The following is a 13,027-nucleotide window of genomic DNA, read 5'->3' on the forward strand; positions in this document are numbered from 1 at the left end:
ATGCTGATTGGCATCCCCGCCGAAACGGCCGCCGGCGAAAGCCGCGTGGCCGCGACCCCGGAAACGGTCAAGAAACTGGTGGCGCAGGGCCACGCGGTGAGCGTGCAGGCCGGCGCCGGCCTGCGCGCCAGCGTGACCGACGAGGCCTACGCCGCGGTCGGCGCGCAACTGGTGGATGCCGCCGCCGCGCTGGGTGCCGAGATGGTGCTGAAGGTGCGCAGCCCGGCGCCCGCCGAGCTGGCGCAGATGAAGCCGGGCGCGGTGCTGGTGGGCATGCTGGAGCCCTTCAACGCCGAGGGCCTGCAGCGCCTGGCCACCGCGGGCGTGACCGGCTTCGCGCTGGAGGCCGCGCCGCGCACCACGCGCGCGCAGAGCATGGACGTGCTGTCCAGCCAGGCCAACATCGCCGGCTACAAGGCGGTCGTCATGGCGGCCGACCGCTACCAGAAGTTCTTTCCCATGCTGATGACGGCCGCCGGCACCGTGAAGGCGGCGCGCGTGGTCATCCTGGGCGTGGGCGTGGCCGGCCTGCAGGCCATTGCCACCGCCAAGCGCCTGGGCGCCGTCATCGAGGCCAGCGACGTGCGCCCCAGCGTGAAGGAGCAGGTCGAGTCGCTGGGCGGCAAGTTCATCGACGTGGCCTACGAGACCGCCGAGGAAAAAGAAGCCGCCGAGGGCGTGGGCGGCTACGCCCGGCCCATGCCGCAAAGCTGGCTCGACCGGCAAAAGGCCGAGGTGGCCAAGCGCGTGGCGCAGGCCGACGTGGTGATCTCCACCGCGCTGATCCCCGGCCGCGCCGCGCCGGTGCTGATCACCGAGGATATGGTCAAGAGCATGAAGCCCGGCTCGGTCATCATCGACATGGCGGCCGGCAAGGGCGCGCCCAACCCGGACGGCAGCGTGGGCGGCAACTGCCCGCTGACGGTGGCCGACCAGACGGTGACCCGGCACGGCGTGGTGATCGTGGGCGAGACCAACCTGGCCGCGCTGGTGGCGGCCGACGCCAGCAGCCTGTACGCGCGCAACGTGCTGGACTTCCTCAAGCTGGTGCTGCCGCCCGCCGCCAAGGGCGAGCCCGCGTCGGCGTTCCGCATCGACCTGGAAGACGACATCGTCGCCGCCTGCCTGATGGCGCACCAGGGCGCCGTCACCCGCAAGTCCTGACGCGCGCCGCCCGCGCCATGTCCATGACCGCTTCACCCTCCTTTTTGCGCTCCGGCGCCACCGGCCTAGCGCTGGCCGCCGCGCTGGCCCTGGGCGCCTGCGCCAACGCCCCGCTGGCATCGGCGCCGACGGCCAACCCGGCCGTGGCCGCCGCACCCCAGGAGCCGGTGTCTGCCCCGCCCATCGAGGTGCCGCCCAGCGCCATCGGCCGCTGGTACGACCTGGGCGCCTACGACGCTCCCTGGCTGGCCGGCGAAGGCCCGGCGCCCGCCAGCGGCGCCAGCGTGCCCACCCGCGTGGCCGGCCTGCAGCGTGCCGACGGCCAATGGCTGGCGCTGGTGCTGGTGCAGCGCGTGGCCGGTGGCGGCAGCACCTGCCCCGCGGCCGGCCGGCAGGACGTGGCCGACGCCGCCGGCTGCCTGCGCATGCGCCGCGACGCCGACTTCGACCACTGGCTGCAGCAGCAAAACCCGGTGCTGGCGCGCTGGATCGACGCCCACGGCTGGGCCGCGCGCCCGCGCGCCTGGATCAGCGACCGCGCCACGGGCAGCGGCGACGCCGTCGAGGCCGTGGCGCTGGTCAACCCGGCGCTGCTGGAGCCCGTGACGCGCAACAACTACGACTTTCTCGTCAGCGGCGGCACCGGCCAGGCCTGGGCGCGCCAGTTCGCCCGCGCCACGCAGGCGGCCGCCGCCGGTGGCACGCTGCGCGTGCCGCCCTTCCCGTATTCGGCCCCGCTGGCCGCGCCGGCGCCGCTCGCCACCACCCCGGCGGTGGTGACGGCGCCGCCCGCCGCCACGGCGGTGCAGGTGAACCCGCCCGAGCGCGCCCCGCGCGCCGACCGCCAATAAGAACCGGCCCGCGCGCCGCCCACCCAGCATTTCGAGGAGACCCCCATGGATGTCGTATCCCACACCATCATCAACCTGACCATCTTCGTGCTGGCCATTTACGTGGGCTACCACGTGGTGTGGACCGTCACGCCGGCGCTGCACACGCCGCTGATGGCCGTCACCAACGCCATCTCGGCCATCGTGGTGGTCGGCGCCATGCTGGCCGCCGCGCTGACCGGCGGCGCCTTCACCAAGCTGCTGGGGGTGGCCGCGGTGGCGCTGGCCTCGGTCAACATCTTCGGCGGCTTCCTGGTCACGCGCCGCATGCTCGAGATGTTCAAGAAAAAAGAGCGTCCGGCCAAGGCCGACGCCGCCAAATAAGAAGGAGCACCCGGCATGAGCATGAACCTCGTCGCGCTGCTGTACCTGATCGCCAGCGTCTGCTTCATCCAGGCCCTGAAGGGCCTGTCGCACCCCACCACCTCGATCCGCGGCAACGTCTTCGGCATGGCCGGCATGGCCATCGCCATGCTGACCACGGCCGCGCTGATCGTCAAGCTCTCGGGCTCCATGGCCGGCCTGGCCTGGGTGCTGCTGGGCCTGGTCGTCGGCGGCGGCTACGGCGCCTGGCGCGCCAAGACGGTCGAGATGACCCAGATGCCCGAGCTGATCGCGTTCTTCCACAGCATGATCGGCCTGGCCGCGGTGTGCATCGCCGCCGCCACCGCGATCGAGCCGCACGCCCTGGGCATCGTGGCGCAGGCGGGCGAGCCCATCCCGGGCGGCAACCGCATCGAGCTGTCGCTGGGCGCCTTCATCGGCGCGGTCACCTTCAGCGGCTCGGTCATCGCCTGGGGCAAGCTGTCGGGCAAGAGCAAGTTCCGCCTGTTCCAGGGCGCGCCGGTGCAGTTTGCCGGCCAGCACTGGCTGAACCTGCTGCTGGGCCTGGCCTCCATCTTCTTCATCTACGGCTTCTGGCACTCGCAAAGCCACCTCGACTTCGCGCTGGTGTGCCTGCTGGGCTTCATCATCGGCGTGACGCTGATCATCCCCATCGGCGGCGCCGACATGCCGGTGGTCATCTCCATGCTCAACAGCTACTCGGGCTGGGCGGCGGCGGGCATCGGCTTCTCGCTCAACAACAGCATGCTGATCATCGCCGGCTCGCTGGTGGGCAGCTCGGGCGCCATCCTGTCCTTCATCATGTGCAAGGCCATGAACCGGGCCTTCCTCAGCGTCATCCTGGGCGGCTTTGGCGGCGAGACCGCCGCCGCCGGCGGCATGCAGGAGCAGCGCCCGGTCAAGAGCGGCAGCCCCGACGACGTGGCCTTCATGCTGGGCAACGCCGACAGCGTGATCATCGTGCCCGGCTACGGCCTGGCCGTGGCGCGCGCGCAGCACGCCGTCAAGGAGATGGTGGAAAAGCTGACCGAGAAGGGCGTGGACGTCAAGTACGCCATCCACCCCGTGGCCGGCCGCATGCCCGGCCACATGAACGTGCTGCTGGCCGAGGCCGAGGTGCCCTACGACCAGGTGTTCGAAATGGAGGACATCAACGGCGAGTTCGGCCAGGCCGACGTGGCCATCATCCTGGGCGCCAACGACGTGGTCAACCCCGTCGCGCTGCAAAAGGGCAGCCCGATCTACGGCATGCCGATCCTGGAGGCCTACAAGGCCAAGACCGTGATCGTCAACAAGCGCTCCATGGCGGCGGGCTACGCGGGCCTGGACAACGAGCTGTTCTACATGGACAAGACCATGATGGTGTTCGGCGATGCCAAGAAGGTGGTCGAGGAGATTGCCAAGGCGATCGAATGAGCGGCTGACGCCCCCGTCCCCCAAAAGCGAGGCCTTCGAAGCCTCGCTTTTTTCATGCCCATTCGAGGCCACAATCGCCGGGTGCACCCATCGCGGTGACAATAGGTTGCAAACATCCGTTGGTTGACTGTGTTGCTGGAGGATTCCTGACATGACCGAACGCATCTGGCTGCGCGAGTACCCCGAGGGCGTGCCGGCCGACATCGAACCGTCGGCCTATGGCTCGCTGGTGGAGCTGATCGAGGAGAGCTTCGACAAGTACGCCGAGCGCACGGCCTACCGCTTCATGGGCCACGGCGTCAGCTACGCCGAGACCGACCAGCAAAGCCGCGCGCTGGCCGCCTACCTGCAGGGCCTGGGCCTGGCCAAGGGTGACCGCGTGGCGCTGATGATGCCCAACGTGCCGCAGTACCCGGCCGCGGTGGCGGCGGTGCTGCGCGCGGGGCTGGTGGTGGTCAACGTCAACCCGCTGTACACCGCGCGCGAGCTGGAGCACCAGCTCGTCGACTCGGGCGCCAAGGCCATCATCATCATCGAGAACTTCGCCGCCACGCTGGCGCAGTGCATCGCCAAGACGCCCGTGCAACACGTGGTGCTGGCCGCCATGGGCGACCGGCTGGGCCTGCTCAAGGGCACCATCGTCAACTACGTGGTGCGCAAGGTCAAGAAGCTGGTGCCCGCCTTCAGCCTGCCCGGCGCCGTACGCTACAACGACGCCGTGGCCCGGGGCCGCGCCAGTGCCTTCAGCAAGCCCGCCATCGGGCCCGACGACATCGCCGTGCTGCAGTACACCGGCGGGACGACGGGCGTGAGCAAGGGCGCGGTGCTGCTGCATCGCAACCTGATCGCCAACGTGCTGCAGTCCGAGGCCTGGAACGACCCGGTGATGAAGAGCATCCCGGCGGGCGAGCAGTCCACCTCGGTGTGCGCGCTGCCGCTCTATCACATCTTCGCCTTCACGGTGGGCATGATGCTGTCGATGCGCACCGGCGGCATGCTGATCCTGATCCCCAATCCGCGCGACCTGCCCTCGGTGCTGAAGGATTTGTCCAAGGAAACCTTTCACAGCTTTCCGGCCGTCAACACGCTGTTCAACGGTCTGGCGCACCACCCCGACTTCGGCACCGTCAACTGGAGGAACCTGAAGGTGTCGGTGGGCGGCGGCATGGCCGTGCAGGGCGCCGTGGCCAAGCTGTGGCTCGAGAAAACCGGCTGCCCGATCTGCGAGGGCTACGGCCTGTCGGAGACCAGCCCCTCGGCCACCTGCAACCTGGTGACGTCCAAGACCTTCACCGGCACCATCGGCCTGCCCATTCCCGGCACCTGGATCAAGATCCTGGACGACAACGGCGTCGAGGTGCCGCTGGGCCAGCCCGGCGAGATCGCCATCAAGGGCCCGCAGGTGATGGCCGGCTACTGGCAGCGCCCGGATGAGACCGCCAAGGTCATGACGGCCGACGGCTACTTCAAGAGCGGCGACATCGGCATCATGGACGAGCGCGGCTACACCAAGATCGTCGACCGCAAGAAGGACATGATCCTGGTGAGCGGCTTCAACGTCTACCCCAACGAGATCGAGGACGTGGTGGCCGCCATGCCGGGCGTGATGGAGGCCGCCGCCGTGGGCGTGCCCGACGACAAGACCGGCGAGGCCATCAAGCTGGTGGTGGTCAAGAAGGACCCGGCCCTGACCGAGGAGGCCGTGCGCGCGTACTGCCGCGAAAACCTCACCGGCTACAAGCGCCCGCACGTGATCGAGTTCCGCGCCGACCTGCCGAAAACCCCCGTCGGCAAAGTTTTGCGCCGCGAGCTGCGCGACCACTGATGCCCCGCATCGGTATCGTCAGCGCGCTGCACGACGAGCTGGCGGCGGTGCTGCAGCGCCTGCCCGACGAGCAGCGCGAGTCGGTGGCCGGGCGCGACTTCTGGCGCGGCCACTGGCACGGGCACGAGCTGGTGGCGGTGCTGGCGCGCGTGGGCAAGGTGGCGGCGGCCACCACGGCCACCCTCCTGGTCGAGCGCTTCGGCGTCGACCGCATCGTGTTCACCGGCGTCGCCGGCGGCCTGGCCACGGGCGTGAAGGTGGGCGACATCGTGGTGGCGCGCGAGCTGCTGCAGCACGACATGGACGCTTCGCCGCTGTTTGCACGCCACGAGGTGCCGCTGTACGGGCGCGCGCGCTTTGCCACCGACGCGGCGCTGTCCGACGCGCTGGCCGCCGCGACGCAGGCGGTGCTGGCCCGGCCCGAGGACGCGCTGGGCGCCGCGGCGGCGCGCGAGTTCGCGCTGCATGGCGCCACGCTGCGCCAGGGCCTGATCGTCACCGGCGACCGCTTCGTCGCCACCGCCGCCGAAAGCGCCGCCTTGCGCCACGCGCTGCCCGACGCCCTGGCGGTGGAGATGGAAGGCGCCGCCGTGGCCCAGGTGTGCCACGACTACGGCCTGCCCTTTGCCGCCCTGCGCACCATCTCCGACCGCGCCGACGACAGCGCCCACGTCGATTTCACCCGCTTCGTCGAGCGCGTGGCCAGCCCGCTGGGGGCGGCGGTGCTGGAGGGGTATTTCTCGAAACTATCAAATAGATAGCTGATTGCGCTCTGTGCATGCGGGCCAGCGGCCGATTTTGTTCAAATCGCGCTGGCTGAACAACGGCCGCCGGCCCCCACCCCAACCCTCCCCCAGCGGGGGAGGGAGAAACAAGTCGAAAGGCCGCGGAGCAGGCCAGGCCAGTGCACTCGTGGCCGGGGTCCCCCCGGCCACAGGGTGCGTCCCCCCTCTGGGGGGATGCCGCGTGAGCGGCTCAGGGGGGAGCTATTTCAACCAGCCGCGGCGCCGGAAGTACCACATCGGCACCAGCGCGCTGGCGACCATCAGCGCCAGCGCGAACGGATAGCCCAGCGGGTGCTCCAGCTCGGGCATGTTGCGGAAGTTCATGCCGTAGATGCTGGCGATCAGCGTGGGCGGCAGCAGCGCCACGCTGGCCACCGAGAAGATCTTGATGATCTTGTTCTGGTTGATGTTGATGAAGCCCACCGTGGCGTCCATCAAGAAGTTGATCTTGTCGAACAGGAAGGTGGTGTGGCTGTCCAGCGAGTCCAGGTCGCGCTGGATCTGGCGCGCCTCCTCGAACTGCTCGGCGTCCAGCATCTTGCTGCGCATCAGAAAGCTGACGGCGCGGCGCGTGTCCATCACGTTGCGGCGGATGCGCCCGTTCATGTCCTCCTGGCGCGCGATGGTGGCCAGCACCTCGCTGGCCATCTCGTCGCTGATGTTGTCGTCCAGCACCTTCTTGCCGGCGGCCTCCAGGTCGTCGTAGATGCCCTCCAGCGTGTCGGCGCAGTACTCGGCGTCGGCGTCCAGCAGCTTGAGCAGCACCTCCTTGGCGTCGGTCAGCAGGCCGGGCATGCGGCGCGCGCGCATGCGCAGCAGGCGAAACGCGGGCACGGTCTCGTCGTGGATGGAAAACAGCACGCCCTGGCTGCGCAGCTGCTGGTTGACGGTGTTGAGGATGAAGGCCACGCGCACCTGGTGCGGCGCGTCCGGGTCGGCCACCAGGAAGTCGCTGCGGATGTGCAGCTCGCCGTTGTCCTCGGCGTAAAAGCGCGCCGACTCCTCGATGTCTTCGTCCATCGCGTCCTCGGGGATCGACAGGCCGAAATACTGCTTGACCCAGCGCTTTTCCTCGGGCGAGGGCTCCTCCAGGTCGACCCAGATGGGCTGGAAGCGCGACAGCTCCTCCAGCGACTCGATTTCTTCCTGGAACAGGCGGCCGTTCGACAGCGTGAAGACGTTCAACATGAGGCTCTCCCTGCAGCGGAGTGCAAGCGTCTGGCGGATGGGTGGAGGCGGGGGCTTTCGGCCCCCCGCGCCAGCGTTCCAGGGAGGCGAAAGCTACCGACTGGGAATGGATTCCACGGTGTGCTTTCGACGTTCGGACAAGCCGGCGATTATGTCACCACCCCGGGGCCGCGGCGGGATTGCACTGGCTGCGGATCGGGGGCATCATGGCATGGCACGGCCCGCTTGGCGCGCTGCCAGGCACCGTGCATGGGCCCGGTGGCTGCCACCCGCACGTGCCCGTGGCGGCCACCCATCGCAAGCAAGGAGATTGGTATGAACTTGACGATCAGCGGACACCACCTGGAAGTGACCCCGGCGCTGCGCGGCTACGTGTCCGGCAAGCTGGACCGGATCACGCGGCATTTCGATCAGGTGATGGACGTACGGGTGCTGTTGTCGGTGGACAACCTGAAGGAAAAGGACCGACGCCAGCGCGCGGAATGCAACATCAAGGTCAAGGGTGGCGAGCTGTATGCCGAGAGTGCGCACGAAGACCTGTACGCCGCGGTCGACGAGCTGATGGACAAGCTGGACCGCCAGCTGGTGCGCGACAAGGACCGGCGCCAGACGGTGGACCGGGTGGCCGGCAAACATCTGATGTAAGATTAGCAAATAAAAACACCTGCAACCGACTCCACTTACACAGCCGCCTTTCTTCGGGCGGCTTTCTTTTCGACGACTCGATGACATTCGGGAGCCCGCACGGACCAGCCCCAGGAAGGCGCGGCGCGGTTTCGCACCCGGCCGGCCGGCTGGCGTAACATGGGCTTTCCACGCTGTCGCATCCATCCATGAATCGACTTGCATCCATCCTTCCCGCATCGCAGGTGCTGGTGGGCATCGAGGTCACCAGCAAGAAGCGCGCGTTCGAGGAAGCCGGCCTGCTGTTCGAGAACCTGCACGGCCTGTCGCGCGCGCTGATCGCCGACAGCCTGTTCGCGCGCGAGCGCCTGGGCTCCACCGGCCTGGGCCACGGCGTGGCCATTCCGCACGGGCGCATCAAGGGCCTGAAGGCGCCCATGGCGGCGGTGCTGCAGCTGCAGCAGCCGATCGGCTTCGACGCGCCCGACGAGCAGCCGGTGGGCCTGCTGATCTTCCTGCTGGTGCCCGAGGCGGCGACACAAAAGCACCTGGAGATCCTGTCCGAGATCGCCGAGCTGCTGTCCGACGCCAGCCTGCGCGAGCGCATCAAGACCGCGCCCACGGCCGATCAGCTGCACGCGCTGATCGCCGACTGGCATTCGGCCCAGGGCGGCTGAGCGCCGCGCCGCCCCACGCCACGCCGGCATGAAACCCACCGCCATCAGCGCCGACGTTCTGTTCGAGGACCACCGCGCCTCGCTGCGCTGGCAGTGGGTGGCCGGCCAGGGCGCGTCCGAGCGGCATTTCGACGAGGTGGTGGTGCGCCAGGCGCGCTCGGGCGCCGACCTGGTGGGCTACCTGAACTACATCCACCCCTACCGCCTGCAGATCCTGGGCGAGCGCGAGGTGCGCTACATCGGTGCGTGCTCGCCCGAGGACAGCGCGCGGCGCATCGCGCGCATCGTCACGCTGGAGCCGCCGGTGCTGGTGCTGTGCGAGGACCAGGCGGCGCCCGACGCGCTGGTCAGCATGTGCGAGCGCGCGCAGATCCCGCTGTTCGCCACCCACGAGTCGGCGGCCTTCGTCATCGACGTGCTGCGCACCTACCTGGCCAAGCACTTCGCCGACCGCACCACCATGCACGGCGTGTTTATGGACATCCTGGGCCTGGGCGTGCTGATCACCGGCGAGTCGGGCCTGGGCAAGAGCGAGCTGGGGCTGGAGCTGATCTCGCGCGGCAACGGCCTGGTGGCCGACGACGCGGTGGACCTGTACCGCATCAACCAGACCACCATCGAGGGCCGCTGTCCCGAGCTGCTGCAGAACCTGCTGGAGGTGCGCGGCATCGGCCTGCTGGACATCCGCGCCATCTTCGGCGAGGCGGCCGTGCGCCGGCGCATGCGCCTGCGCCTGATCGTGCACCTGGTGCGCCGCGAGACCATGGAGCGCGACTACGAGCGCCTGCCCTACGAGCCGCTGTCGCAGGACGTGCTGGGCGTGCCGATCCACAAGGTGGTCATCCCGGTGGTGGCCGGCCGCAACATCGCCGTGCTGGTGGAGGCGGCGGTGCGCAACCACATCCTGCAGCTGCGCGGCATCGACACCTACGAGGAATTCGTCACGCGCCACCGCGTGGCGATGGAAAAGGGCAGCGCCTCGTCGGCTTGAGCGGCGTCGGCGCGCCCGCCGGCGTTCACGCGCCGCGACGCGGCGGCGCGCTGCCGCGGTAGGCGCACACCGCCTTGTCGCAGTGCGCGTACAGGCTCAGCGCGTGGTCGGCCAGCGTGAAGCCGCGCTCGCGCGCGATGGCGCTCTGGCGCTGCTCGATCTGGGCGTCGTAGAACTCCTCGACGTGCCCGCAGTCCAGGCACACCAGGTGGTCGTGGTGCTGCTCGTCGTTGAGCTCGTACACCGCCTTGCCGGCCTCGAAATGGTTGCGGCTGAGCAGTCCCGCCTGCTCGAACTGCGTCAGCACGCGGTACACCGTGGCCAGGCCGATGTCGGAGTGCTCGGCCACCAGCAGGCGGTACACGTCCTCGGCCGACAGGTGGCGCAGCTGGGAGTTCTGGAAGATCTCCAGAATCTTCAGCCGTGGCTGGGTGGCCTTCAGGCCCGTGTTCTTCAGCTCGTTGAGGGTGTCGTCCATGGCGTGCAGCATACCCGCCGGCACGGCCCGGTGCCGCGCGCTGGCTACAATGCCCGGTCGTATTGTGCCCAAGCCCTCCGCGATGCCCCAGATGCCCCGCCCCCCCGTCCGCCATGCTGGCCGGGTGACGCTCGCCCTGTGCGTGGCCGCGCTCGTCGGCGCCTGCAGCTCGTTCAACGAAGCCACGCGCGACATGGCCAACGCCCTCACGCTGTACAAGCCCGAGGTGGTGCAGGGCAATTTCGTGTCCAAGGAGCAGGTGGCCCAATTGCAGCCGGGCATGACGCGCCTGCAGGTGCGCGACCTGCTGGGCACGCCGCTGATGACCAGCCTGTTCCACGAAGGCCGCTGGGACTACGTGTTCACCATCGAGCGCCAGGGCGTCAAGCCGCAGCAGTACCGCCTGACGCTGTTCTTCAACGGCGACGCGCTTGACCGCTTCGAGGGCGACGAGATGCCCAGCGAGAACGAGTTCGTGCAGCGCATCGGCCGCGACAAGACCTACAAGGTGCCGCCGCTGGAAGCCACCGAGGAGCAGCTCGCCAAGTTCCCGGCGCCCGGCGCCTCGGCGGCTGCGGCCGCCGCCGCGCCCACCCCCGAGCCGCCGGCCGGCGGCTACCCCCCGCTCGACAGCTCACGCTGAGAAGCCTTCGGCGGCGCATCTTCAAGCGCGCCGCGCCTTCCCCCGCCTTTGCCATGACCGCTGCCCCCGCCTCCCACCGCGTTGCCATTGCCGGCGCCACCGGCCGCATGGGCCAGATGCTGATCGAGGCCGTGCACGCCGCGCACGATTGCACGCTGGCCGGCGCGCTGGACCGCGCAGGCAGCCCGGCGCTGGGCCAGGACGCGGGGGCCTTCGCCGGCTGGGCCAGCGGCGTGAAGGTGACGGCCGACCTGGACGCCGGCCTGCGGGACGCCGCCTGCCTGATCGACTTCACCCGCCCCGAGGCCACGCTGGCGCACCTGGCGGCCTGCCGCCAGCACGGCGTGGCCATGGTGATCGGCACCACCGGCTTTTCCGACGCGCAAAAGGCTGAGATCCAGGCCGCCGCGCAGCACATCCCCATCGTGCTGGCGCCCAACATGAGCGTGGGCGTCAACGTCACGCTCAAGCTGCTGGAGCTGGCCGCCAAGGCCCTGGCCACCGGCTACGACATCGAGATCGTCGAGGCGCACCACCGCCACAAGGTGGACGCCCCTTCGGGCACGGCACTGCAGATGGGCGAGGTGATCGCCCAGGCCCAGGGCACGCGCCTGGCGGACCGCGCCGTGTACGAGCGCTACGGCCACACCGGCGAGCGCGACCCCTCCGCCATCGGCTTCGCCACCGTGCGCGGCGGCGACATCGTGGGCGACCACACCGTGCTGTTCGCCGGCACCGGCGAGCGCATCGAGATCGCCCACAAGTCCTCCAGCCGCGCCGGCTACGCGCAGGGCAGCCTGCGCGCGGTGCGCTTCCTGGCCGGCCAGGCCCGGGGCCTGTTCGACATGGCCGACGTGCTGAACCTGCGCTGAATTTTTATGAACCTGCAACAAGTCTTCTCGCAGAGCGACGCCATCGGCAAGGCCGTGGCGCTGCTGCTGCTGCTCATGTCGATCGCCAGCTGGGTGATCATCGTCTGGAAAGCCTGGATGCTGCGCCGCGCCAGCGGCAACGTGGCGCGCGCGGTGGCGGCCTTCTGGCAGGCGCCCTCGCTGCAGGACGCCGCCACGCAGCTGCAAACCATCGACCGCGCCACGCTGGTGCTGCCGCTGGTGCAGGCCACCCAGCCGCCGGCCGGCGACACCCTGGCCAGCGCGGGCGAGCGCGAGCAGCAGCTCACGCGCACGCTGCGCGGCGCGCTGCACGCCGTCATGCGGCGCCTGCAGTTCGGCCAGGTGCTGCTGGCCACCACCGGCTCCATCGCGCCCTTCATCGGCCTGCTGGGCACGGTGTGGGGCATCTATCACGCGCTCACCAGCATCGCCGGCTCGGGCCAGATCTCGATCGAGCGCGTGGCCGGCCCGGTGGGCGAGTCGCTCATCATGACCGCCGCCGGCCTGGCCGTGGCCATCCCGGCGGTGCTGGCCTACAACGGCTTCGGGCGCGTCATCGGCGCCATCGAGGCCGAGCTGGAAGGCTTTGCGCGCGACTTGCGCGAGCTGCTGGCCCATCGCGCATAAGAGGCCACCATGGCGTTTGGAAGGCTGGAACGCACCAAGGGCAGCGAGCCCATGTACGACATCAACGTCACGCCCATGGTGGACGTGATGCTGGTGCTGGTGGTCATCTTCATCCTCACCGCGCCGCTGCTGGCCAGCTCGATCCGGCTGGACCTGCCCAAGACCGACGGCGCCAAGCCGGGCGATCCGCCGCAGTTCGTCACCGTCGCGGTCGACAAGGCGGGCCAGGCCTTCTTCAACGACAAGCCGGTCAACGCGGCCGAGCTGTCGGTGGCGCTGCAGCAGGCCAAACTGGACAACCCCGACACCGAGGTGCAGCTGCGCGCCGACCAGGGCGTGCCCTACGGCCGCGTGGTCGAGGTGATGGGCGAGGCGCAGAAGGCGGGCCTGAACCGCATCGGCTTCGTGGCCGAGGCGCCCGCGCAAGCGCCCGGCACCGCGCCCCAGCCCGCCGCACCGGCGCCTGCCCAGGCGCGCTGAC

The 13,027-nt window shown here is 69.6% G+C and carries 15 protein-coding genes; 13 read left to right on the forward strand and 2 right to left on the reverse strand.

Annotated elements, in window-relative coordinates; translation table 11 throughout:
- The 6 genes from H6927_01330 (at position 1) to H6927_01355 (ending at position 6,401) form a co-directional block, all read left to right on the forward strand.
- Positions 1 to 1,164: an NAD(P) transhydrogenase subunit alpha gene (locus H6927_01330; protein MCP5216742.1), complete on the forward strand. Its 1,164-nt coding sequence runs from the start codon at positions 1 to 3 to the stop codon at positions 1,162 to 1,164.
- Positions 1,165 to 1,187: 23 nt separating this feature from the next.
- Positions 1,188 to 2,015, forward strand: coding sequence for a hypothetical protein (locus tag H6927_01335; protein ID MCP5216743.1), 828 nt, complete (start codon positions 1,188 to 1,190; stop codon positions 2,013 to 2,015).
- 45 nt (positions 2,016 to 2,060) lie between these two features.
- Entirely contained in the window at positions 2,061 to 2,378 is a 318-nt protein-coding gene (locus tag H6927_01340) for an NAD(P) transhydrogenase subunit alpha (protein MCP5216744.1), read from the forward strand.
- A gap of 15 nt (positions 2,379 to 2,393) precedes the next feature.
- Positions 2,394 to 3,815 carry an NAD(P)(+) transhydrogenase (Re/Si-specific) subunit beta gene (locus H6927_01345; GenBank protein MCP5216745.1) on the forward strand — a complete coding sequence of 474 codons (1,422 nt, stop codon included), beginning with the start codon at positions 2,394 to 2,396 and terminating at the stop codon, positions 3,813 to 3,815.
- 151 nt (positions 3,816 to 3,966) lie between these two features.
- Entirely contained in the window at positions 3,967 to 5,640 is a 1,674-nt protein-coding gene (locus H6927_01350; protein MCP5216746.1) for a long-chain-fatty-acid--CoA ligase, read from the forward strand.
- The gene (locus H6927_01355; GenBank protein MCP5216747.1) at positions 5,640 to 6,401 is read left to right on the forward strand and encodes a 5'-methylthioadenosine/adenosylhomocysteine nucleosidase; all 762 of its coding nucleotides are present in this window, start codon (positions 5,640 to 5,642) and stop codon (positions 6,399 to 6,401) included. Before H6927_01350 ends, H6927_01355 begins: the two co-directional genes overlap by 1 nt.
- A 225-nt stretch (positions 6,402 to 6,626) precedes the next feature.
- Here the strand turns inward: H6927_01355 and corA are convergent, their stop codons facing one another.
- A complete protein-coding gene (gene corA / locus H6927_01360; GenBank protein ID MCP5216748.1) occupies positions 6,627 to 7,613 on the reverse strand; it encodes a magnesium/cobalt transporter CorA in 987 nt (328 codons plus the stop codon).
- A 315-nt stretch (positions 7,614 to 7,928) separates the two neighbouring features.
- Here corA and raiA point away from each other — a divergent pair, with 315 nt between their 5' ends.
- The 3 genes from raiA to H6927_01375 all read left to right on the forward strand — a co-directional run bounded on the left by raiA (position 7,929) and on the right by H6927_01375 (position 9,905).
- Positions 7,929 to 8,258: a ribosome-associated translation inhibitor RaiA gene (gene raiA / locus H6927_01365; protein MCP5216749.1), complete on the forward strand. Its 330-nt coding sequence runs from the start codon at positions 7,929 to 7,931 to the stop codon at positions 8,256 to 8,258.
- Between the two features lie 188 nt (positions 8,259 to 8,446).
- Complete coding sequence (locus H6927_01370) at positions 8,447 to 8,914, forward strand: PTS sugar transporter subunit IIA (GenBank protein ID MCP5216750.1); 468 nt, start codon at positions 8,447 to 8,449, stop codon at positions 8,912 to 8,914.
- A 28-nt stretch (positions 8,915 to 8,942) separates the two neighbouring features.
- Positions 8,943 to 9,905 carry an HPr kinase/phosphorylase gene (locus H6927_01375; GenBank protein MCP5216751.1) on the forward strand — a complete coding sequence of 321 codons (963 nt, stop codon included), beginning with the start codon at positions 8,943 to 8,945 and terminating at the stop codon, positions 9,903 to 9,905.
- Between the two features lie 25 nt (positions 9,906 to 9,930).
- Here H6927_01375 and fur read toward each other — a convergent pair whose 3' ends face one another.
- Positions 9,931 to 10,383, reverse strand: a complete 453-nt coding sequence (gene fur / locus H6927_01380) for a ferric iron uptake transcriptional regulator (GenBank protein MCP5216752.1) — start codon at positions 10,381 to 10,383, stop codon at positions 9,931 to 9,933.
- A gap of 91 nt (positions 10,384 to 10,474) precedes the next feature.
- Between fur and H6927_01385 the strand changes: the two genes are divergently transcribed.
- The 4 genes from H6927_01385 to H6927_01400 are packed head-to-tail and all read left to right on the forward strand — an operon-like array spanning position 10,475 to position 13,026.
- A complete protein-coding gene (locus H6927_01385; GenBank protein MCP5216753.1) occupies positions 10,475 to 11,026 on the forward strand; it encodes an outer membrane protein assembly factor BamE in 552 nt (183 codons plus the stop codon).
- Between the two features lie 53 nt (positions 11,027 to 11,079).
- Positions 11,080 to 11,898: a 4-hydroxy-tetrahydrodipicolinate reductase gene (gene dapB, locus H6927_01390; GenBank protein ID MCP5216754.1), complete on the forward strand. Its 819-nt coding sequence runs from the start codon at positions 11,080 to 11,082 to the stop codon at positions 11,896 to 11,898.
- A 6-nt stretch (positions 11,899 to 11,904) separates the two neighbouring features.
- Entirely contained in the window at positions 11,905 to 12,546 is a 642-nt protein-coding gene (locus H6927_01395; protein MCP5216755.1) for a MotA/TolQ/ExbB proton channel family protein, read from the forward strand.
- Between the two features lie 9 nt (positions 12,547 to 12,555).
- Positions 12,556 to 13,026 (forward strand): biopolymer transporter ExbD, encoded by a 471-nt coding sequence (locus H6927_01400; protein MCP5216756.1) that lies wholly within the window; start codon positions 12,556 to 12,558, stop codon positions 13,024 to 13,026.
- The last annotated feature ends 1 nt before the right edge of the window (position 13,027 follow it).

Source organism: Burkholderiaceae bacterium, from assembly GCA_024235995.1.
GTDB lineage: Bacteria > Pseudomonadota > Gammaproteobacteria > Burkholderiales > Burkholderiaceae_C > Ottowia.

Bases quoted from the DNA above. Each gene is read 5' to 3' on its own strand.
- H6927_01330 (MCP5216742.1), top strand. From the start codon at position 1: ATGCTGATTGGCATCCCCGCCGAAACGGCCGCCGGCGAAAGCCGCGTG.
- H6927_01335 (MCP5216743.1), top strand. From the start codon at position 1,188: ATGACCGCTTCACCCTCCTTTTTGCGCTCCGGCGCCACCGGCCTAGCG.
- H6927_01340 (MCP5216744.1), top strand. From the start codon at position 2,061: ATGGATGTCGTATCCCACACCATCATCAACCTGACCATCTTCGTGCTG.
- H6927_01345 (MCP5216745.1), top strand. From the start codon at position 2,394: ATGAGCATGAACCTCGTCGCGCTGCTGTACCTGATCGCCAGCGTCTGC.
- H6927_01350 (MCP5216746.1), top strand. From the start codon at position 3,967: ATGACCGAACGCATCTGGCTGCGCGAGTACCCCGAGGGCGTGCCGGCC.
- H6927_01355 (MCP5216747.1), top strand. From the start codon at position 5,640: ATGCCCCGCATCGGTATCGTCAGCGCGCTGCACGACGAGCTGGCGGCG.
- corA (MCP5216748.1), bottom strand. From the start codon at position 7,613: ATGTTGAACGTCTTCACGCTGTCGAACGGCCGCCTGTTCCAGGAAGAA.
- raiA (MCP5216749.1), top strand. From the start codon at position 7,929: ATGAACTTGACGATCAGCGGACACCACCTGGAAGTGACCCCGGCGCTG.
- H6927_01370 (MCP5216750.1), top strand. From the start codon at position 8,447: ATGAATCGACTTGCATCCATCCTTCCCGCATCGCAGGTGCTGGTGGGC.
- H6927_01375 (MCP5216751.1), top strand. From the start codon at position 8,943: ATGAAACCCACCGCCATCAGCGCCGACGTTCTGTTCGAGGACCACCGC.
- fur (MCP5216752.1), bottom strand. From the start codon at position 10,383: ATGGACGACACCCTCAACGAGCTGAAGAACACGGGCCTGAAGGCCACC.
- H6927_01385 (MCP5216753.1), top strand. From the start codon at position 10,475: ATGCCCCGCCCCCCCGTCCGCCATGCTGGCCGGGTGACGCTCGCCCTG.
- dapB (MCP5216754.1), top strand. From the start codon at position 11,080: ATGACCGCTGCCCCCGCCTCCCACCGCGTTGCCATTGCCGGCGCCACC.
- H6927_01395 (MCP5216755.1), top strand. From the start codon at position 11,905: ATGAACCTGCAACAAGTCTTCTCGCAGAGCGACGCCATCGGCAAGGCC.
- H6927_01400 (MCP5216756.1), top strand. From the start codon at position 12,556: ATGGCGTTTGGAAGGCTGGAACGCACCAAGGGCAGCGAGCCCATGTAC.